This is a genomic window from Lysinibacillus sp. FSL K6-0057 (genome assembly GCF_038630885.1).
Classification (GTDB): domain Bacteria; phylum Bacillota; class Bacilli; order Bacillales_A; family Planococcaceae; genus Lysinibacillus; species Lysinibacillus fusiformis_F.
Genome location: NZ_CP152047.1, coordinates 3,534,499 through 3,556,238 on the forward strand (window position 1 = coordinate 3,534,499; position 21,740 = coordinate 3,556,238).

General features: G+C 37.4%; 19 protein-coding genes. 7 read left to right on the forward strand and 12 right to left on the reverse strand.

What is annotated here, in order from left to right; all coding sequences use genetic code 11:
* Positions 1-78: 78 nt before the first annotated feature.
* From MHB40_RS17625 to MHB40_RS17655, 7 genes are all read right to left on the reverse strand, one after another.
* A complete protein-coding gene (locus MHB40_RS17625; protein WP_205444695.1) occupies positions 79-1,740 on the reverse strand; it encodes a hypothetical protein in 1,662 nt (553 codons plus the stop codon).
* A gap of 143 nt (positions 1,741-1,883) precedes the next feature.
* The gene (locus tag MHB40_RS17630) at positions 1,884-2,057 is read right to left on the reverse strand and encodes a YjfB family protein (protein ID WP_081011007.1); all 174 of its coding nucleotides are present in this window, start codon (positions 2,055-2,057) and stop codon (positions 1,884-1,886) included.
* Positions 2,058-2,194: 137 nt separating this feature from the next.
* Positions 2,195-2,776, reverse strand: a complete 582-nt coding sequence (gene yihA / locus MHB40_RS17635; RefSeq protein WP_205444696.1) for a ribosome biogenesis GTP-binding protein YihA/YsxC — start codon at positions 2,774-2,776, stop codon at positions 2,195-2,197.
* A 4-nt stretch (positions 2,777-2,780) separates the two neighbouring features.
* Complete coding sequence (gene lon, locus MHB40_RS17640; protein WP_342443761.1) at positions 2,781-5,105, reverse strand: endopeptidase La; 2,325 nt, start codon at positions 5,103-5,105, stop codon at positions 2,781-2,783.
* A gap of 230 nt (positions 5,106-5,335) precedes the next feature.
* Complete coding sequence (clpX, locus tag MHB40_RS17645) at positions 5,336-6,607, reverse strand: ATP-dependent protease ATP-binding subunit ClpX (protein WP_205444698.1); 1,272 nt, start codon at positions 6,605-6,607, stop codon at positions 5,336-5,338.
* Positions 6,608-7,285: 678 nt separating this feature from the next.
* A complete protein-coding gene (tig, locus tag MHB40_RS17650) occupies positions 7,286-8,575 on the reverse strand; it encodes a trigger factor (RefSeq protein WP_205444700.1) in 1,290 nt (429 codons plus the stop codon).
* Positions 8,576-8,694: 119 nt separating this feature from the next.
* Positions 8,695-9,678 carry a CDC27 family protein gene (locus MHB40_RS17655; protein WP_342533074.1) on the reverse strand — a complete coding sequence of 328 codons (984 nt, stop codon included), beginning with the start codon at positions 9,676-9,678 and terminating at the stop codon, positions 8,695-8,697.
* A gap of 213 nt (positions 9,679-9,891) precedes the next feature.
* On the opposite strand from MHB40_RS17655, the gene MHB40_RS17660 reads away from it, so the two are divergent.
* The 7 genes from MHB40_RS17660 to MHB40_RS17690 all read left to right on the forward strand — a co-directional run bounded on the left by MHB40_RS17660 (position 9,892) and on the right by MHB40_RS17690 (position 17,739).
* A complete protein-coding gene (locus tag MHB40_RS17660) occupies positions 9,892-10,356 on the forward strand; it encodes a hypothetical protein (RefSeq protein ID WP_205444703.1) in 465 nt (154 codons plus the stop codon).
* Between the two features lie 758 nt (positions 10,357-11,114).
* Positions 11,115-12,011: a DUF2785 domain-containing protein gene (locus MHB40_RS17665; protein ID WP_342533075.1), complete on the forward strand. Its 897-nt coding sequence runs from the start codon at positions 11,115-11,117 to the stop codon at positions 12,009-12,011.
* An 828-nt stretch (positions 12,012-12,839) separates the two neighbouring features.
* Positions 12,840-13,745 (forward strand): cytochrome aa3 quinol oxidase subunit II, encoded by a 906-nt coding sequence (gene qoxA / locus MHB40_RS17670; RefSeq protein WP_342441105.1) that lies wholly within the window; start codon positions 12,840-12,842, stop codon positions 13,743-13,745.
* Positions 13,746-13,805: 60 nt separating this feature from the next.
* A complete protein-coding gene (gene qoxB, locus MHB40_RS17675; RefSeq protein WP_205444708.1) occupies positions 13,806-15,749 on the forward strand; it encodes a cytochrome aa3 quinol oxidase subunit I in 1,944 nt (647 codons plus the stop codon).
* A gap of 1 nt (position 15,750) precedes the next feature.
* Positions 15,751-16,350, forward strand: a complete 600-nt coding sequence (qoxC, locus tag MHB40_RS17680) for a cytochrome aa3 quinol oxidase subunit III (protein ID WP_342533076.1) — start codon at positions 15,751-15,753, stop codon at positions 16,348-16,350.
* The gene (gene qoxD, locus MHB40_RS17685) at positions 16,350-16,634 is read left to right on the forward strand and encodes a cytochrome aa3 quinol oxidase subunit IV (protein WP_205444710.1); all 285 of its coding nucleotides are present in this window, start codon (positions 16,350-16,352) and stop codon (positions 16,632-16,634) included. The genes qoxC and qoxD overlap by 1 nt, the downstream gene beginning before the upstream one ends.
* 247 nt (positions 16,635-16,881) lie before the next feature.
* Positions 16,882-17,739 carry a DUF6612 family protein gene (locus MHB40_RS17690; protein WP_342441106.1) on the forward strand — a complete coding sequence of 286 codons (858 nt, stop codon included), beginning with the start codon at positions 16,882-16,884 and terminating at the stop codon, positions 17,737-17,739.
* 582 nt (positions 17,740-18,321) lie between these two features.
* On the opposite strand, the gene MHB40_RS17695 is transcribed toward MHB40_RS17690, so the two are convergent.
* The 5 genes from MHB40_RS17695 to MHB40_RS17715 all read right to left on the reverse strand — a co-directional run bounded on the left by MHB40_RS17695 (position 18,322) and on the right by MHB40_RS17715 (position 21,733).
* The gene (locus MHB40_RS17695) at positions 18,322-18,741 is read right to left on the reverse strand and encodes a universal stress protein (protein ID WP_205444713.1); all 420 of its coding nucleotides are present in this window, start codon (positions 18,739-18,741) and stop codon (positions 18,322-18,324) included.
* Between the two features lie 50 nt (positions 18,742-18,791).
* Positions 18,792-19,868, reverse strand: a complete 1,077-nt coding sequence (locus tag MHB40_RS17700; protein WP_342533077.1) for a PQQ-dependent sugar dehydrogenase — start codon at positions 19,866-19,868, stop codon at positions 18,792-18,794.
* Positions 19,869-19,912: 44 nt separating this feature from the next.
* Positions 19,913-20,074 (reverse strand): hypothetical protein, encoded by a 162-nt coding sequence (locus tag MHB40_RS17705; RefSeq protein ID WP_342533078.1) that lies wholly within the window; start codon positions 20,072-20,074, stop codon positions 19,913-19,915.
* Between the two features lie 151 nt (positions 20,075-20,225).
* Positions 20,226-20,642 (reverse strand): YugN family protein, encoded by a 417-nt coding sequence (locus MHB40_RS17710; protein WP_016991855.1) that lies wholly within the window; start codon positions 20,640-20,642, stop codon positions 20,226-20,228.
* A 137-nt stretch (positions 20,643-20,779) separates the two neighbouring features.
* Complete coding sequence (locus MHB40_RS17715; RefSeq protein WP_342533079.1) at positions 20,780-21,733, reverse strand: alpha/beta hydrolase; 954 nt, start codon at positions 21,731-21,733, stop codon at positions 20,780-20,782.
* Between the last annotated feature and the right edge of the window lie 7 nt (positions 21,734-21,740).

Sequence of the window (21,740 nt, forward strand, 5' to 3'; positions counted from 1 at the left end):
TTTTAGATAAGAAACATCGCTCTTTTGCAAATACTATTCGCATTAGACTCGCAGATTTTTTTTAGTTAATTATTTATGCTAATCTACCAAAATAAAATGAGCTTTCACAAATCGATCTGATAATACTACTAAACGATCAGATGGCTGTAAGTCAGAAGCTTGAATCACCTTACCTGCTTTTATCAGTGTCGCTTGGTCAATATTCATATTAACCATCTCACCTGCTTCATACCAACGACCATTTTGCCATTGACTAACACTCTTGACATTAATCACAGCAGGATACGTAGATTTCACAGATTGTAGCTTCCCTGCAAGCATTAGAGGCGCAACAGGTTTAGCATTGTCTAAAATATGAAGAGCCTGTACATGGCCTTCCTTCACATAGAAATATCCATAGTCGCCCTCAGATAAGTAAAGTTCAATATCAGGCATGACACTATAGGTTTTATTGCCATCATCTACCATCGCTTTTGTGGAATTACTAACCGACAATACCGTACGATCTGCTTTTTTGAAAACATTTGACTCAATCTTCATAGCATCGTCAATTTCAATTACATATCCATCAGCTTGAGATAAGCGTCCATAATATAATTCATGGCCAGCTAAATTAGGTGACATGAAGCTATCACTTGTTACTTGTATAACTTGTGCATAATGGTCGCGCGTAGCACCATCAGCCACGACAAAAGCAGTACCATATGCCATTAGACCAGTAGGTTCAATTAAACGTCCATTTCGAATTAAAATAGTTCCATTATGGAAGTACATGGTACCTGCTGTTTTCAGTTTCAGTAGTTGGTAATCTGTATCTACAGACAGCATGGGTTCGTAATATGTTCGTTCGTTATTTTTCAATACGACGATTTTCTCGATTACTTCCTTACCGAATTGTTTAACGGTCGCATAGTATGCTTCGCTGCCTATATAATTTTTCAGCTGACCTTTCTCGACTTTCGTATTCCCCACATATATTGGTACTTTAGATGTAAAAGGCATTGTTGAAAGATCATTTGTTGCTTGTGAGCCAAATTGCCAGTTAACAAAAGCATGTTGATTTTTCACGGTTAGCTTATTGGCATTCGGATTGACCGCTTGTATCTCACCTTTATATAAGTTTTCTACTAGTGTACCTGTTTCACTGATAGCTACCTTTGATAGGACTGAGGAGGTTTTATTTTTAAAACTTAATTTAACTCGATCCCCAACATATAATGCACTAATATCCGTTGCAGAAGAACCTTTTTGATAATTGGTTTCTTTGTTTAAATAATAAGTCGTTTCTGCACCAACATCTGGTTTGACCATAATAAATAATCCATTTGGATCAATACTCGTTACGACACCAGCCATCGTTTTACCGTTGCTACTTCCAGTTGATGGTACATTTGTTTCTGTTGGTGTATTAGAGGTACCGCGAAGTTCAACAACACTTCTGAGAGAAATTTCAGCCTCGACTTCCATTCCCATCTTAAAGCCCTCAATAGTCGTTGACGTATTATTAATATATAATCGCGTGTTTTTATTAATATTGAATGTCACTGTTCGTCCACGATCATTTTCCAATGTTATTTTACTAAGCTGCTTTTCTATCGTGCCATCTGGCTTTGTATATTCTGAAAATGTTACATCGACAAAGGTCCCAGTCACTAATTGGGCTGCTTTAGCAGTTTGGTTAAAGGAAAAACCTACTATCATCAGTAACACGATCATAAGTATGTATGAATATTTTTTCAAAAAACCTGCCTCCTTACTAATTATTAGTATATCGTATTATTGGTAGTTTTTCTTATTCGAAAAGTTACATTTTAGGCCTTTTTGAATTTATTTCTAATGAAAAAAGTTGAGGTAGCTTTTAACTTCAAGCTACCTTGCCTGCTTCATACTTGAATATCAATTGTATGTCCGGCTGTCGGATGTGGAGCATCTAACATTTCAACTAACTGTTCTGTATTTTGCTGTTGCATCTCCATTGCCTGTTTCGTAACAGCTAAAGATACATTTTGCATTAGTGTTGCTTGATTCATTGCCATCGATAAAGCTGCGATATCCATTTAGTCCACCTCCTATCTAATTTATCGGACAAATAGTTTCATCATCAAGTATTTTCCCTAATTTTCTACACATCCCCCTATTGAAAATACAAAAACATCTATTGTCCTAACGCCTTAGACACAATAGATGTTTATTATTACATTTTATTTTCGATTGTTTTCCAAACTTCCTCAAAGCCAAGACCCGTTTCGGAAGAGAAGACAATAAGTGGATCACTTTTTTCCATCTCCAATGTCTCTTTGACAATTTTCTTATGTTTATCCCATTTACCTTTTGGTATCTTATCTGCCTTCGTCGCAATAACAATGCAAGGAATATTGTAATGCTTTAAAAAATCATACATCATGCGATCATCAGCTGTTGGAGGATGACGCAAATCAATAATTTGTACGACTGCTTTTAACTCCTGGCGCCCTGTAAAATAGCGCTCAATCATTTTTCCCCATGCCTCACGCTCAGATTTAGAAACCTTTGCATAGCCATAACCCGGAACATCCACAAAAAATAACTGCTCTTCAATTTTATAAAAGTTAAGGGTTTGTGTTTTACCAGGCTTAGATGAAATACGTGCTAAAGCTTTACGCCCGATCATTCGATTAATGAAGGAAGACTTCCCTACATTCGAACGACCAGCTAATGCAAATTCTGGCAGTCCATCTTCTGGATATTGGTCTGGTCGTACCGCACTAATGACCATTTCGACATTATGGACTTTCATTTTTCTAAAAACCTCCGTCCAGTGCATAGGCTAATACTTCATCAGCCGATGTCACTAGTTTAAATGTTAGTTGCTCGCGTACACTGTCAGGAATATCCTCTATATCACGTTCATTATCCTTTGGACAAATAATCGTCGTTAAGCCTGCACGGTGAGCACTTAGTGTTTTTTCTTTTAAGCCTCCGATAGGTAATACACGGCCACGTAAGGTAATTTCACCTGTCATACCTACTTCGCGGCGAATCGGGCGATGTAAAATAGCAGAAACGATAGCTGTTGCCATTGTAATACCAGCTGATGGCCCATCTTTAGGTACAGCACCCTCTGGCACATGGATATGAATATCATGTGTATCAAAAAATTCGGCATCCACATTGAGGTGCTCCATCTTCGTGCGAACATAGGATAATGCTGTTTGAGCAGATTCCTTCATTACTTCACCAAGCTTACCAGTAAGTTGTAACTTCCCTTTACCTGGTGTTAATGATACTTCGATTTGTAATGTATCTCCACCAACTGTTGTATATGCAAGTCCAGTTGCTACACCTACTTGATTTTCCTTTTCAGCCTGACCATAACGGAAACGATGTTTACCCAGTAAATCTTGTAACGATTTTGAGTTAACCGTTACTCGTTTTTTCTCACCAGATACTATTATTTTGGCGATTTTACGGCAAAGCGTAGCGATTTGTCGTTCTAAACCGCGAACTCCTGCTTCCCGTGTATAATAACGAATAATATCAGTGACAGCTTCATCTTTAATTACTACTTGTGTTTTTTTCAAACCATGCTCTTTAAGCTGCTTTGGTATCAGATGATTTTTCGTAATTTGAGATTTTTCAATTTCAGTATAACCTGCAATAGAAATTACTTCCATACGATCTAATAATGGTCCAGGGATACTACTTAAGTCATTGGCAGTGGCAATAAATAACACATTTGATAAATCATATGGTTCCTCAATATAATGATCACTAAATGTATTGTTTTGTGCAGGATCTAAGACTTCAAGCATGGCTGCTGCAGGGTCACCTCTAAAATCATTAGACATTTTATCGATTTCATCTAATAAAAATACTGGATTAACGGTACCTGCTTTTTTCATTCCTTGAATAATACGTCCTGGCATTGCACCAACATACGTACGTCGATGACCACGAATTTCCGATTCATCCCGCACACCACCTAAAGAAATACGAATAAACTTACGATCTAAGCTTTCCGCAATGGAGCGAGCTAATGATGTTTTACCTACTCCTGGAGGTCCTGCTAAGCATAAAATAGGTCCTCGCAGTGAATTTTTCAGCTGACGTACTGCTAAATATTCCAAAACACGTTCTTTGACTTTTTCTAATCCATCATGATCTCGGTTTAAAATATTTTCAGCATGCGCAATATTCATGCGATCCTCTGTAGCAGTTGTCCATGGTAATGAGATAAGCCAATCAATATAATTGCGAATAACACCGCTCTCTGCACTAGCTCCAGGTATTTTTTCATAGCGATCTAATTCTTTCAGTGCCGCTTCTTTTGTTGATTCAGGCATACCCGCTTCGTCGATACGCTTACGTAATTCCGCAACTTCTCCAGTTTTCCCTTCGCGATCGCCCAGCTCCGTTTGGATAGCTTTCATTTGCTCACGTAAATAATATTCTTTTTGCGTGCGTTCCATTGATTGCTTTACTTTGGAATTAATTTTCTTTTCTAGATCCAATACTTCCTGTTCATCATGTAAGCGAATAATTAAATGATCTAGTCGTTTTTTAACGCTAAGCATTTCCAATACTTCTTGCTTGTCGGCCATTTTAAATGGCAAATGAGAAGCAATAATATCTGCTAAACGGCCAGGCTCTTCAATATCCGTTACAGTATTGATCGTCTCAGTCGTAATTTTATTGGAGGATTTTGCATATTTTTCAAAATACGTCAACAATGTACGCATCAATGCTTGCGTTTCTACATCTTTTTCTGTTGACTCCTCTTTCATATCAATATCCACAACTGTATACTTCTCTAATGCACGATAGTTTTCCCACGTTGCACGAGCAACTCCTTCTACAAGGATACGTAACGTGCCGTTTGGTAATTTTAGCATTTGTTTGACATAAGCAATTGTACCAACTGAATACAGATCTTGCTCTTCAGGCTGTTCATCGTGCATTTCTTTTTGTGTCACCAATAAAATCATTTGGTCCTCTAACATTGCCTGCTCAAGCGCCGCTACAGAACGATTTCTACCCACATCAATATGTAACACCATCGATGGGAATACTAAAAGTCCACGCAAAGGCAATAATGGTACATTTGTTGTTTTTTGTATTGTCACCATGCGGGCATTCACCTCCGTCAAAATTTTCATGTTAACATCCCGCGCTACTAGTATGTGTTTAAAAAGTTGATTCACACTAGTTATTGAAGCGAGCCAAAAATTTCTTCAAGTTACAGCTGGCTTTATGTAGGAATGAATAAAAAGCTGACTGTCGATATGTGCGAACATTGCACAATCGAAGTCAGCTAATTACTCTCTATCTCACAACGGTAGACAGCCACGTCTATTCATTATGCTGAAGTTTTAGTGTCGCTACCTTCATCGAGTTCAGTGCCATCTTCAAGAAGCAATTTCGGTTTTTCTTTATCCGTAATTGTTTTTGCTGTAATGATACATTTTTTTACGTCTTCACGTGAAGGCAATTCGTACATTACATCAAGCATTGTTGACTCAATAATTGAACGAAGACCACGCGCACCTGTTTTACGTTCAATCGCTTCCTTAGCAATTTCCACAAGAGCACCTTCATCAAATTCAAGCTCAACACCATCTAATTCAAGCATTTTTTGATATTGCTTGGCTAGTGCATTTTTCGGCTCTGTTAAAATTTGTACTAGTGCAGCTTCGTTTAATTGCTCCAGACTCGCAAGTACAGGTAATCGACCAATGAACTCTGGTATTAAACCAAATTTCAATAAATCCTCAGGAATCAGCTTGGACATAATAGAACCTTCATCTACATCTACTATATTCGGATCTGAACCGAATCCTATTACTTTTTCACCCTGACGTCGTTTAATGATGGTTTCAATGCCATCAAATGCACCACCCACAATGAAAAGAATATTAGTTGTATCGATTTGTAAAAATTCTTGATGAGGATGTTTTCGTCCTCCTTGCGGTGGAACGCTTGCAACTGTTCCTTCCAGAATCTTTAGGAGTGCCTGCTGAACACCTTCGCCAGAAACATCTCGTGTAATAGATGGATTCTCTGACTTACGTGCAACTTTGTCAATTTCATCAATATAGATAATCCCTTTTTCAGCGCGTTCGATATCATAATCAGCTGATTGGATTAACTTTAATAAAATATTTTCAACGTCCTCACCAACATAACCTGCTTCAGTTAAGGAGGTAGCATCCGCAATTGCGAATGGAACATTTAAAATACGTGCTAACGTTTGAGCTAATAAAGTTTTACCGCTACCAGTTGGGCCGATTAACACAATGTTCGATTTTGCTAATTCAATATCATCAATTTTACTATTCGTATTGATACGTTTATAGTGATTGTAAACTGCGACTGCCAATGCCTTTTTAGCACGCTCTTGTCCAATTACATACTCATCTAGAATCGTTAAGATTTCTTTAGGTTTCGGAATATCTTGGAATTCAATTTCCTCCTCTACACCTAGTTCCTCTACAACGATCTCTGAACAAAGCTCGATACATTCATCACAAATATAAACACCCGGACCTGCAACTAATTTACGCACTTGTTCTTGTGGCTTTCCACAAAATGAGCACTTTAAATTGCCTTTTTCATCATTAAATTTGAACAATATGTTTCACCCCTATTCAAGCAACAATCTTACAAGATTATTGAACCTTTATCAAATAAATTGTCTGCATCATTTACGCCTCAGCATTTATGCATGTATAGATTATAACGTATCGTCATGTACTTTACTTCATTTGCCTTACGAAGCATGCTATCGAAACCTGCTTACTCCGCCACCTTATACTGCTATAAAGTTACATTTATTCACTTTCGACACACTACAAACTACTGATCTCTATTTATAAATCTACTACATTCATCAACCAAGGGTATATATCACTCAAAAAATAAGTTTTATTTATTATGACCTCTCTGAATGAAGTTAAGTTTAGCATCGTATCAATTTCGCCTTGACTCAAATAGCGTCTGGACATCAATCCTTGACACCTGCCAGCAGGCTCTATCTTCATTCAGTCGTGGTTTAAACACACACTAAAAAGGTTAAAAAGGCATACAGTTCACCATCTATGTGAGATGGGCGTCATTTGTACCTGACGTTATGCTTTGGGTACAAAAACAGCTGCTGAATGAAGATAAAAACTAAAACAATACTATGTATAAGTGAAGTATAAAGTGAATTAAACGTTAAGGGGACTGATTTTTAAGAGTTTATGTGATAAAACAAGGCACGGATTCATGCCGTACCTTGTTTTTTTGGGCTATCTAATTACACAAAATCTTATTCAGTAATTTTAGCGTTTTCTACTAAAAATTCAACTGTTTTTTGGATTTTGATGTCGTTTTCAAGTACTGCTGTACCACCTAAAGCACTTGTGATTTGATCATTTGTCATGTTGAATTGAGCAGCCATTTTTTCTAATTCTGCTTCAATATCAGCTTCAGATGCTTCAATTTTTTCAGCTTCAGCAATCGCTTCAAGTGTTAATGAAACACGTACACGGCTTTCTGCTTCTTCTTTCATTTGACCACGTAGGTCTTCTTCTGATTGACCAGAGAATTGGTAGTAAAGGTCTAAGTTCATACCTTGCATTTGTAAACGTTGACCAAATTCTTGTAACATACGATCAGTTTCAGAGTTAATCATACCTGCTGGCACTTCAAACTCAGCATTTTCAGCAGCTTTCTCTACTAGTTCATCACGAAGAGCAGCATCTGATTCTGTTGCCTTTTGAGCTGCAGTTTGTTCTTTAATTTTAGCGCGTAAAGCTTCAACGCCTTCAACTTCTGGATCTAATTCTTTTGCGAATTCATCATTTAACTCAGGAAGAACTTTTGTTTTTACTTCTTTCACTGTTACTTTGAAAGTAGCTTCTTTACCAGCTAATTCAGCTGCATGGTATTCTTCTGGGAATGTCACAACAACATCTTTAGATTCGCCAGTTTTAACACCAACAAGTTGCTCTTCAAAACCTGGAATGAATGAACCTGAACCGATTTCTAGTGGATAGTCTTCGCCTTTTCCACCTTCAAAAGCTTCTTCACCTACGAAACCTTCGAAGTCGATCACAGCTGTATCACCTTCTACGATTGCTTCGTCTTCTTTGATTTCAAGTTCTGCTTTGCGAGCTAATTGATCTTGAATTTGAGCATCTACTTCTTCATCCGTTACTTCTACTGGCAGTTTAGATACTTCTAAACCTTTGTAGTCACCTAGCTTCGGTTCTGGTTTCACTGTTACTTGTGCAGTGAATGTGAAATCTTGGCCGTGTACAAAGTTTTCTGTACCAGCGATTTCTGGGTAATCAACTGGCATAATTCCAGCTTCATCAATTGCTTTTGCATAAGATTCAGGAACGATGATTTCTAATGCATCTTGATATAGAGATTCGATACCAAAACGTTGTTCAAACATTTTACGAGGCATTTTACCTTTACGGAAACCTGGTACGTTAATTTGTTTTACAACTTTTTTGAACGCTTGGTCCATTGCTGCATCGATTTCTGCAGCAGGTACTTCGATTGTAAGAGTACCGATATTACCTTCTTGTTTTTCCCATTTTGCTGACATGTATAAATACCTCCAAAATAAATAATCAAGTTTAGATGTTAGACAATTCATTCGTAACTACGATTTTGACAACCATTTTAGTATAACATAGATGTGTATAGTTTCAACTTATTTCATACCTAATGTAGTTCTGTTAGCTTTTCTAACATTTGTAAAAAGTCGATGATTTCATAGTCCATTTCTTGTACATTTCCTAGCATGGCTAAGACAAAATCAATATAACTATAGGCAACATCATCTGCTTCGAACGGTTGCCATTCAAAAGGATACGTTACAATGGCATGCTTTGCCATTAAATATTGTACCATTTCCAACGTAGATGGGTCTTGTTCTAGCTTCATTTCCAATATATTTTTTATTTCTCCATACTGAGGTAACTGGTTAGGCAATACTAGCTCAGTCGGATTAACGGTTTTTGTTTGGTTGAATTTGGCTATTGTAACATCAATAGCTACTTCTTGTTCCACTAATAATATTAATGCTAAGCTCTGGACAAAAGGATGAACCGTTGAACATTCAATGATCGCTTTTAATGCCTCTTTTAATTGTCTTACATTTGTATCCATAAGACGATGTAAGCGAATGGATTGTTCATTTGGAGTAAGTGCACAAAATTTCTCAAGATCATACTCTTGTTCCTCTATTAAACGTTGTGCATTTTCTTTTTTTTCTAGATTCTTAGACACTTCACTATTCAAATTTTTTAATCGCTCAAATTTTTCAATTTGATCCTGAGGCAAAACATTTTCTTCAAGTAGGGTTGTAATTAATGACTCTACTTGATGATATTCTTTTAACTGCATGCATACGGTAATGTACAATTCCATGACTTCTACATAAAGTGTTGTACCCACCGAAAATAATTGCTCACAAACATTTTTTGCCTTGCTATAGTCCTTTAATTCATACAAAGCAAAAGCATAGGCACTAAGAGCAAACTCATCTCCAGCTTCGTATGCAAATGCCTTTTCAAAACTTGCCACCGCTTTATCATACTGAAAATTTTCAGCAAACATATGCCCTTCACGTATTAAAGTTTGGACAGCGCCTGGAAAAACAACAATATTGTCATGTTTAATGACATGACGCTTTCTTTTTGTCATTTTTCTCACCTCATTATTCTAATTTTCATTTCTATTATTTACTAAAAAAATCCACAAGTTTCTTGTTTTTAACAAAAAATCATTGCTTTTGCATTCATATTTTGTAATAAATTGTATTATAATTAGAATAGTCTAAAATTTATCACAATTCGCAGACGTTCCCTATTATTGTCTGCATCAAGAAAATCAAGTTCTTAACAAGGAGTGGAATCCATGCAATTACTTGATACAATTACAGAATTTGATCATTGTATCTCATCTGCATTCGAGGCATTATCGATTAAAGTCATTTCAATTTCTACAACGAACGGCCCTCTTCAAGATATGCCGATAGAATTTGAACTTTTAACACGCACCAAAATCGACGTCTACACACAAGAAGCCAGCACCTATATTTTAAGAATTCAAGGGTGTATTCCTGGTTCTATTGCACTTGGTCATCAAAACGAGTCTCTTTCCATTATTCCTCAAAAAGTTAACATTGAATGCAACTACAAGCTGTTACATGTTGATAAAAAAGATATGCAGCAAATTTTACAACATCCTGAACCAAATCGTCATTATTGTGAATGGCTCATTGATGCAATCAAAAACGCCAATATTCTTGTCGAGTTAAAGACAAATCAACACACGCTTACCGAATGGCCAATTGGCATCAAATCAGCAGTCATTATTTAGCTAGACAAAGACATACTTAAATAGGTATGTCTTTTCATGTTGTTGAAAAAAAGATGTTGTCAACGGCAGAGAAAGCAATTTTGCAAGGTGAGGGGTTGATTTCCGTTCCGCCAGCGTCCTTTCCAGAGGGCGTCCGATGAGCCGCTTCACTCACTTACGTTCGCTCCAGGGTCTCCTCTGTGACGCTAAATCCCCAAGGAGTGACGCTGGCTCCACTCCAATCAACCATGCTGCAAAAGTGTCTTTACTTTTTTTCATAGTAGCATAGCGATCAAATCGCCCATTAACTGTATTCTTAGAGGGGATAAACTCTTATTTTCAATGTGGAGAAGTGATGCGTGACAACACCTCTTCATAAGGAGCAGTGAGCACCTTCCCTTTATTTGAAAACCTTTGCTAAAAAGTCAGTGGGTTGGAGTGGAAGGCTACTTGACTCCCGTGGGATAGCGAGACAGGCGAGCCCCTGCACGGAGCGGGAGCGGAGGAAGCGGCTCGGCGCTCGCCCACAGGAAAGCAAGTAGCCTGCAACGGAAATCCATTTCTACCTTTCAATTGACTGTTTTGTTTTTCAACACTAAGCAAAGACATACTTAAATAGGTATGTCTTTTTTTATTCACATTTAAGTTTTACCATTTTATTGCGTTTCTATCATAACAACTTTCTATAGGTTCTGGAAATAATATTGTAAAAGTTATGTTTTAAAGAGAGCATTCTAACAGTTCTTATTTAATGGGGGTTTCAAATTTATCCTTTCGAAATGAAATGGCGCTATAATAATAGTACAAAAATGATGATGGAGGCTTTCTTAAACATGGATATTAAAGAAACATTACAATCTTTTTCTACAATGACACTGTCTGATCGCCAAGCATTTATGTTGCAGCATAGTGATTGGCTATTACAGGAGATGTTAGCGCATATTGGCTCAGTTGATGCTGAATTACGAGACCACCTCATTTATCGTACCTTTGTTGATTTACTTAGTGATAATTTATTGAACCCTCAACAACTTCAATATTTGTTTGAAACAGTTACGGGTGATGATTTTTTATATTTACATATTGGAGAAAAAGCAACAGATAGTGTCTTTACTCGTTCGTTTTCTGCATTACTTGTTGCAGGGCTTCTTGCAAAGGATGCTGAATTACTCGTTTTAAGTGATGAAGACTTGCAACTATTCTTTAAAAAAATTGGCCGCTATTTGTTATTAGAGCAAGATACGAGAGGTTTTGTTCAGGAAAAAGGATGGGCACACAGTATTGCACATGGTGCAGATTTAGCTGCAACGACAATAAAACATCCAAAATTCGATTTACAGTATGCACCATCCATCTTACATGCATTAAAACTTGTCACTTGGAAAGAAACCGTCTTTGTTAATGACGAAGAGGAACGTTTAATCAATATCGTGGATTCGCTATTACTTCAACATTACTCAGAGGAAGCACTGATTGAATTTGTTGAGCAGGCTTTTGATAAATTTGAAATGCATTTAATGACACAAGGTTATAATGAGCTCTTCTTTAGTGGACGCACTTGTACGTTGAACTTTATGAAAACATTATATTTTTCTTTAAAGATGAATAATAAAGCTCCTCAACTACAAAATACGATTTATGGTCAAGTAGCCAAATGGCTGAAGCTTGGTGATTGACAAGCAATCTTAAAAATGCTGATTAACTCCACTTAATTCTTCATAACATAATTTTTTTCTAAAATACTAGCAAACTAAGACAGCTCTTAGTTTGCTTTTTACTTTTCAGATAAAACAAACAAAGTAAAAATTTGGATTCCGAAGAAAATTGATTATTATATTAACATAATTAATAATCCACACCATTTATTCCCTCTCCACTCATTCCTTTCATTGAAAATTCAACCTATTGTTTCCATAAAACGTCATTACGTGTACTCCTTTTTTTAATAAAAGGCAAATAAAAAATCTCATTACGTCTGATATGGCAATGATTTTATTACAAAACAGCGTCTAAAATGTGAAATGCCATTTTTCACAATATAAATTATTTACTTAGGTAAACATTAGGAATGCAGTATTTTCAACGTTTCCACAGTGTTTAATGATTAAAACCTATAAATACCAATACTAAAATAACGATTTTTGTTCAAAAAATGTTCAAATTCAACACCACTATACTATCATTTTCATAACAAAATTATGTTTTTTCTTAAAAACAGGGCGTATAATCCAATGTGCAAACAACGAGAGATTGTGACAATCGTAGTTAAGCAAGTACGTATTTAAAACGATTGCGCAAGTCATTGATTTTGCTAACGCTTGCATCAGATCAGTCAACACTAGATTTTATGTTTCATATTGAACCATGCCATTGTAATTTCTTATGTTGTTGATTGATACGCCAAGATAAAAGAGGTGACCTCAGTATCTACTATTTGTAAATGTGACACTGACAAAAAAACACATGAATTTTATGAATAGCCGTTCTATAGAAAGGAGTCAAACATGAAGAAAAAATTAAGTTTAATGTTAGTAGCATTGAGTGCGCTTGCTCTTCTTGCTGGTTGTGAACCATTAACAGTGTTCAATCCAAAAGGACCTAATGCTGAAACATTATCAAACACAATTATCTTATCCATTATTACAATGGCCTTTATATTACTAGTCGTGTATGTGCTTTTAGCCTTTATGCTTACTAAGTATCGTGCATCAAAAGCATCTGCTGATTATGAGCCTCCTCATGAAGAAGGAAGCCATCTTCTTGAAATTACATGGACAGTAATTCCAATTATTATCGTAGCATTCTTAGCTGTTGTGACTGTAAGAACAACATCTACAGTAGAAGCTCAACCAGCAGGTTATGACGATAAGGAACCTTTAGTTATTTATGCATCATCATCAAACTGGAAATGGCACTTTAGTTATCCTGAAGAAGGTGTTGAAACAGTTAACTATGTAAACATTCCGGTGGATCGTCCAATCGAGTTCAAACTTTACTCATTTGGTCCAATTACAAGTTTCTGGATTCCTCAATTAGCAGGTCAAAAGTATGCCATGAGTGATATGTTAACAACAATTCACCTTGCGGCAGATGAAGTTGGTTCATTTATGGGACGTAACTCTAACTTTAATGGACGTGGCTTTGCTGAAATGGAATTTGAAGCACAGTCTATGACGCAAGAAGACTTCGATAAATGGGTTGCTGATGTAAAAGCAAAAGAAGCACCATTAACAGAAGAAAAATTTGATGAGCTTCTAGAGGCAGAACATGTTGGTCGCCAAAGCTTCTCATCTACACACTTAGACTTCAGTCCAGCTCCAATGGAACATGGTAAAAACATGAATATGGATGATATGGATCATGGGGATATGTCTGAGGAAGACATGAATAATGAACATTCTGGTCATTAATTTGAATTTAACTTTGAACGAATCGAGACTTAATTTTTAATTCTGAAAGGAGCGCATCCAATGAGTATGGAAGAATTATTCCATCCAATGCAAGAACCGATGATTTTAGCGGCAGCTATTAGTATCGTAGTTGGTGCAGTGGTTATCGTAGCTGGCCTTACTTATTTCAAAAAATGGGGCTATTTCTACAAAAACTGGCTATCAACTGTTGACCATAAAAAAATCGGGATTATGTATATCGCAGTAGCCTTATTAATGCTATTCCGCGGTGGTATCGATGCACTATTAATGCGTGCACAAACAGCCGTTCCAGATAACGGACTTCTTGATGCACAACACTATAATGAGATTTTCACAACACACGGTTTATTAATGATTCTATTTATGGCGATGCCATTTGTCATCGGGTTAATGAACATTGTCATTCCACTTCAAATCGGTGCACGTGACGTTGCTTTCCCACGTTTAAATGCTGTCAGCTTCTGGCTATTTGCAGCAGGTGCTGGTTTATTAAACTTATCATTCATTATCGGTGGTTCACCAGACGCTGGTTGGACAGCCTACTTCCCTCTTGCAAGTACGGAATTTAGTCCGACTGTAGGGAATAACTATTATTCTTTAGCACTTCAATTATCAGGTATTGGTACTTTAATGACAGGTGTTAACTTTATCACGACGATCATTAAAATGCGTGCCCCTGGTATGACATTAATGAAAATGCCAATGTTTTCTTGGTCTATTTTAATTACAAACATTATTATCGTATTCGCGTTCCCAGTATTAACTGTAGCGCTTGCACTTATGATGTTTGACCGTCAATTTGGCACAAAATTCTTTGCGATGCAAGACGGTGGTATGGATATGCTTTGGGCCAACCTATTCTGGGTTTGGGGACATCCTGAGGTTTATATCGTTATCCTACCTGCTTTCGGTATTTTCTCAGAAATCATTGCAACATTTGCACGTAAAAACTTATACGGTTACAAATCAATGGTGATGAGTATGGTGGTCATTTCCCTACTATCATTCGTAGTTTGGGCCCACCACTTCTATACAATGGGTCACGGTGTAATGGTTAACAGTGTTTTCTCTATTACAACAATGGCAATCGCAGTTCCTACTGGTGTTAAAATATTTAACTGGCTACTCACAATGAGGCACGGGAAAATTCAATTTACAACACCGATGCTTTATGCACTTGGCTTTATTCCTATCTTCACTATTGGTGGGGTTACAGGGGTTATGCTCGCGATGGCAAGTGCCGACTACCAATATCATAATACGATGTTCTTAGTTGCCCACTTCCACTATGTATTAATTCCAGGTACAGTATTTGGTGTGCTTGCAGGTTACCACTACTGGTGGCCAAAAATGTTCGGTTTCCGTCTAAATGAAAAATTAGGGAAAGCTGGTTTCTGGTTCATTGCCATCAGCTTCAACGTAACATTCTTCCCACTATTCATTTTAGGTTTAGATGGTTATGCTCGTCGTATGTACACTTATTCTGAGTCTACTGGTTATGGTCCATTGAACATGTTATCGTTCGTCGGTGCGCTAGGACTTGCAGTCGGCTTTGCATTAATTGTCTATAACATTTACTACAGCTGGAAACATATGCCTCGCAATGAAAAGGCAGATGTTTGGGATGGTCGTACACTTGAGTGGGCTACTCATTCTCCAGTACCAGAATATAACTTTGCCGTAGTGCCTACTGTTACTCGCTTAGATGAGTTTTGGTTCGCCAAAAAAGAAGGTCGCGATATTACTGCAGGTCCAATCGAAAAAATTCACATGCCAAATAATACAGGCACACCATTCTGGATGAGTGGATTCTTCTTCCTTGCAGCATTCTTCGCTGTATTCAATCTATGGATTCCAGCCATCATCAGTATGCTTGGTGTATTTGGCTTCATGATCCATCGTTCATTCGAAAAAGATCATGGTCGTTACATTTCAGTTGAGGAAGTAATGGCAACTGAGAAAAGCTTGAGAGGTGATAAATAATATGAAAATCGATTCTTCACTTCCATTAGAATATAGTACAGAGGAAAACCGTCTAAAAATCTTTGGTTTTTGGATTTTCCTTGGCGCCGAAATCGTGTTATTTGCCACATTATTTACAGTGTATTTCACACTTCATACACGTACAGGTAGTGGACCAAATGGTGCCGAAATTTTCGAATTAACTCCAGTTCTATGGGAAACATTCTTATTATTAACAAGTAGTTTCACAATTGGTCTTGGTGTTCATGCAATGCGTATCGGTCGTAAAAAAGCGATGATGACATTCTTTATCATCACTCTTTTACTAGGTCTTGGCTTCTTAGCTATTGAGATTGATGAATTTGTCACTTATGTATACGAAGGTGCGACGATTCAAACAAGCGCATTCTTATCGTCACTAATGACTCTACTTGGAACGCACGGTGCCCACGTAACATTTGGTTTCTTCTGGGGCGTAGCTATTTTAATCCAAGTAGCTAAACGTGGTTTAAATCCACAAACAGCGAACAAAGCGTTTATCTTCTCATTGTACTGGCATTTCCTAGACGTTGTTTGGATTTTCATCTTCAGCTTCGTCTACTTGAAAGGACTGATTAGCTGATGAAGGAATTATTCCCAAAACAACATGTGATGGGCTTCGGCTTCTCACTATTACTAACAATTATAGCTTTAGCAGTTGTTAAATTCGATATGTCTCTTAATATGGCATTTGGAATTTTACTAGTAACTGCCCTTGCACAAGCAACTGTACAATTAGTATTATTCATGCACATCGGTGAATCTGAAGATAAGAAAACGTTATATACAACGATTTTATACTCAGTATTCGTAGGTGTTGTGACAATCATCGGTACATTATTTGCTATGATCTGGGGTTATAATTGATCCATTACGCCTCGGTGTAAACAAGAAGCTGTCCCAACTTATCGTCTTTGTACGATAAGTTCGTGACAGCTTTTTTGTTTTATCCTTATTCATTTGATAATTTTCACGTTTACCGCTAAAAGAAGTAGGGAAAATGTCGTTTTTTTAATAAAAAATTAGTTCTTTTCTAACAATTTATGAAACTTTTCCTTTTCTAGTGCGTATAGTAGTAGATAGTGTTTTTTACCAAGAATAGGAGATGAAAGTAATGAAGAAAATTTTTAAAGTATTAGCAGTCGGAACACTAGCGTTGACACTTGCCGCTTGTAATTCAAGTGCTACGCCTACGAAAGACACAACGAATAAAAGCAAACTCACTTTAGAACAAGTGTATGACAAAGCAGTGGATCGTCAGGCTGATATTAAAAGTGCAAGTGCGAAAATGGATATGACACAGGTGACAAAGGTTGGATCTGGTGAAGAGGCAATGGAGTTTTCGATCGACTCTAAAATGGAGATGGATATCATCGTTGACCCACTTGCAATGCATTTATCAGGGTCTATGTCGATGCCAGATATGATGAGTGAAGGCGAAGAAACAATGGACATGCCAATAGAAATGTATATGAAAAAAGATGCTGGCCTATTTATGAAAGATATGACGACAGACAGCTGGTTAAAGCTTCCTGATGAGAACTTTGATGCTATTTTAGATCAAACGGCGGCTTCTGCTGACGCGAAGGAACAGCTAGAACAACTGAAAAAATTCATTAATGACTTTACATTTGAACAAACGGATGATGAATATGTCCTTACATTAGATGCAAAAGGCGATAAATTCAAAGAGCTTATCGATTCTGAAATTAATAAGTCTATGCAAGATATGGGTCTAGAAGAAAACCCTCTGGATCAACTAACAATTGAAAAAATCAATTATGTGCTGCACATCGATAAAGAGACTTTCGATACGAACAAAATGGATATGAATTTTGATTTAAAAATGGCCGTAGAAGGTGACGAATTGTTAATGAATACAAAATCAGTCGTTACGTATACTGAATTTAATCATCTAAAAACAATCGATATTCCCCAAAGCATTATTGATAACGCTCAAACAATCGAATAATTAAAAACCTGCTTGTGCTAGTTAGCGCAAGCAGGTTCTTTTTGTTGAAAAAAGATGATGTCAACGGCAGAAAAAGCAACTTTGCAAGTGAGAGGTTGATTTCCGTTCCGTCAGCGTCCTTTCCAGGGGGCGTCCGATGAGCCGCTTCACTCACTAGCGTTCGCTCCAGGGTCTCCTCTGTGACGCTAAATCCCCTAGGAGTGACGCTGGCTCCACTCCAATCAACCATTCTGCAAAGTGTTTAGAGGGGATAAGCTCTTATTTTCAATGTGGAGAAGTGATGCGTGACAACACCTCTCCATAAAGAGTAGTGAGCACATTCACTTTATTTGAAAACCTTTGCTAAAAAGTTAGTGGGTTGAAGTGGAAGGCTACTTGACTCCCGTGGGATAGCGAGACAGGCGAAACCCTGCACGGAGCGATAGCGGAGGAAGCGATTCGGCGCTCGCCCACAGGAAAGCAAGTAGCCTGAAACGGAAATCCATTTCTACCTTTCAATTGACTGTTTTGTTTTTCAACACTAAAAACCTGCATGTGCTAACTAGCGCAAGCAGGTTCTTTTATTCTAAACTATTTTAAAAACTAACGAACAATTAACACATCACATAGCGCATGTCGTACGACTTTCTCTGCAACAGAGCCTAACATCATTTTCTCCATACGATTTAATCCTGTTGCACCACAAACAATTAAATCAACCTGAGGTAATTGTGTTAAAATACCTTTTGGTGAACCTGTTTCTACCGTTGATTCTACCGCTTTGACCCCTGTCTGTAATGCCTCTTTTTCTAGCTTTTCCATTTTAAGAATGTTTTCCTTCTTCAATTCCTCCGCATATTTTAAGTCATATGCTGAAACTGCTCCAAACGATTTCGTATCAATTACATTCACTAATTGCAAAATAGCATTGTATTCTCTTGCTAATTGACTCGCTCTGTCCAATGCTTTTAATGATTGTTCTGAGAAATCAATTGCTACTGCGATTTTAAGATAATTAGCCATGTTCGTCCTCCCCATTCATCATACCATTCCATGTTTTCTCAAATATTATATCACAATGGCGTTCGATATAGTTTATCGTCCTGCGGTTGCGGGTTTCCACGGCCATCTGTATTATTGCTAATAAAATAAAGAAATTTTTCATCCACAAAGACATCACGAATTCTACCAAATTCTGATAGTAGTTCATTGTGTTTGTTCTTATTTATATCAAATGCTAGGACTGCCGTACCTCTTAGTGCGGCGACATATAATTGATCATTTACAATGGCAATGCCTGATGGTGCCCATGTGGTAGAAGCACCGGATGTAAAGAGAGGTGCTATCATACCTTGCTCTTTCTCCGTTCCTTCAATAAGTGGCCAACCATAATTCTTCCCCTTCTCAATGATATTAATTTCATCATTTGCTGCATTGCCATGCTCACTGGCATACATCGTACCATCAGTAGACCATGTTAAACCTTGTGGATTTCGATGCCCATAGCTGTATACATAGGATTGCGGAAAAGGATTATCATTCGGTACGGAGCCATCCAAATTGATGCGCAAAATTTTCCCTTCTAAAGCATCCACATCCTGTGCTAAAGAAGGTTGTGTCGCATCTCCTACCGTTGCATACAGCTTCTCATCAGGACCTATTTTCAAACGTCCACCATGATGATATGTACCACTCTTTATTCGATCAATAATAAGATCCTGTTCTAGCCATTTATTATCGCTTAACGTTAACGTAACAATTCGATTAAATTGTTCCTCTTCCTCAACATACGTATAATACGCATAGGCAATCTGACTGGTAGGAAAATTAGGGGCTAGTACAAACCCTAATAAACCAGCTTCTGGCGCGGATGAAAGCTCCTTTTTCAGGATAATCTGTTGCCTATCAACGGTTTCTTCTGCAATCTTTACAATACTTCCTGGCCTTTCTGCTAGGTAAAAGACATCACCACTTTTTTGAATCGACCAAGGTGTCTGCAATTGATCTGCTATTATTTCAATAGAGGAATTCATTGAATCTATAGGGTGATTTTCCTCACTTTCTAACCTTTTATTGTTCTTATCCTTCGTTGATGTGCAAGCAACACAAAAAATCATCGTTAGCAGTAATAAAGGCATGTAACGTCTCATGATTAATCATCCTCTCATTTATGAAAAATAGAAAGAGACGCCACCTAGACGCCTCTCTTACTTTTTATACTTTCAAACAGGATTATTTCACCAAATGTTCTTGTTTTCTCTAGCACCTCTAGATAGGCTTCTTTACGATGGATGAGTCGTTCTTGGTGCAATTTCTGATAGGAATGCTGAAAATCATCTATAGCTATTTTGTCCATAAACTCACCTCATATAATAGTACATGCTAACACCATTATAATGTTGGAAAATTCTTACGACAATTCTATTTGTATTTTTGATTACAAGTTCCCAAAATAACAAGGATAAAAGACTTATGATTTCTTCCAGCAGCTATTTAAATTTATCTAACTAGTGAATGAAAAATGGTAGTACTTTTTCTTCTACAGCTTGTTCACCTGCTTGAATCCATCTACTTTTATCATGAATGTATCCGTCTTTATCAAGCGGGGTTTGAAATTGGCTAGCACCAGTTGCATCTAGTAAGGAGCCCTCATCATAATCTAGACCAATATTTTCAACATGCTTAATGACAAATGGCTTTTGAAAACGAATTTGAGCATCTTCATTATCAAGCTCCCCTGATGTAACGATAAAAGGGACGCGTAAATAAATCGTTTCTCCTGCCTCTTTCCATAATACCGAGTCGAAGCTACCTTTATAATACTCCCAATTCCCGCCGATCGTGAAACCTCGATTGGCAATTTTATCTCGTAAATAGCCAAACCCTATCTCTTTTCCAACAATTTTTGAATCAAATTGTAACAATTTATATTCTCCTCCTTTCACTCGATAAAAGTTTAACCTAAAAGAGGATATTACAAACTAGCTATAAGATCATTTTGCTTAACAAAAAAAATCCCGAAACCTGAGGAATTTATGGTTTCGGGATTTTCGTAAGTTTTTTATAAAGGCACTGAAATATTTCGATGCAACACATATTTAGCGGCTTCTACATACTCAGTGACAGCTCTTTGACTGACTATGGCTGTGGGCACAATACTCTCAAAGCCATGATAGCAGCCCGGGTATAAATGGAATTCAACATCTACTCCAGCCTGGCATAGCTTGGTTACATATTGTAAAGTCTCATCACGAAACGGATCAAGTTGACCAACACATGTATACGTAAATGGTAAACCTGATAAATCATCCGCTCTAGCTGCTGCGGCATATGGTGGCACATTGTCGCTACCGTTTTCTCCATTCAAATACATTTCCCACCCCTTTTGATTGAGTGAGTGGTTCCAGATCATGTGGCCTGTGATTTCTAATGATGATGGTGTATTATTACGATCATCAATCATTGGATAGAGCGGCATTTGGAAACTAAGCTTCGGATAATTTCGATCACGAGCAAGTAATGCAAGTGCAGCTGTGAGCCCCCCACCAGCACTAGCTCCAGCAATTCCTATACGGGAAGGATCAATCCCTAATTCGTCTGCATGATCCGCTACCCATTTTAACGCTACATAACAATCTTCAAGTGGGGCTGGATAAGGATGCTCAGGTGCAAGTCGATAGTCTACAGATACAACAACACATTTCGCTTCATTGACAAAACGCTGACAAAGCACATCATCTCCCTCGGGAGCTCCTAAGACATAGCCCCCACCATGAATCCATAGCAGGCCTGGGTAAATTTCATTTTGCTCTTTTGACTTATAGATACGAATACGAAGAGAATCGTTGTCATCAGGCCCTTGAATCACTTTATTTTCTACTGTGATATGCTCTTCTATTGGAGCTGGTACAGCAACGGCTGCCATTCCTTCTCTTGTAGCTTGTACATTATCCAAATCTAATGGGGGAAAAATTGCTAACGTTTCTTTTAGTTCTGAATTAATACGATGTTCCATTAAAATT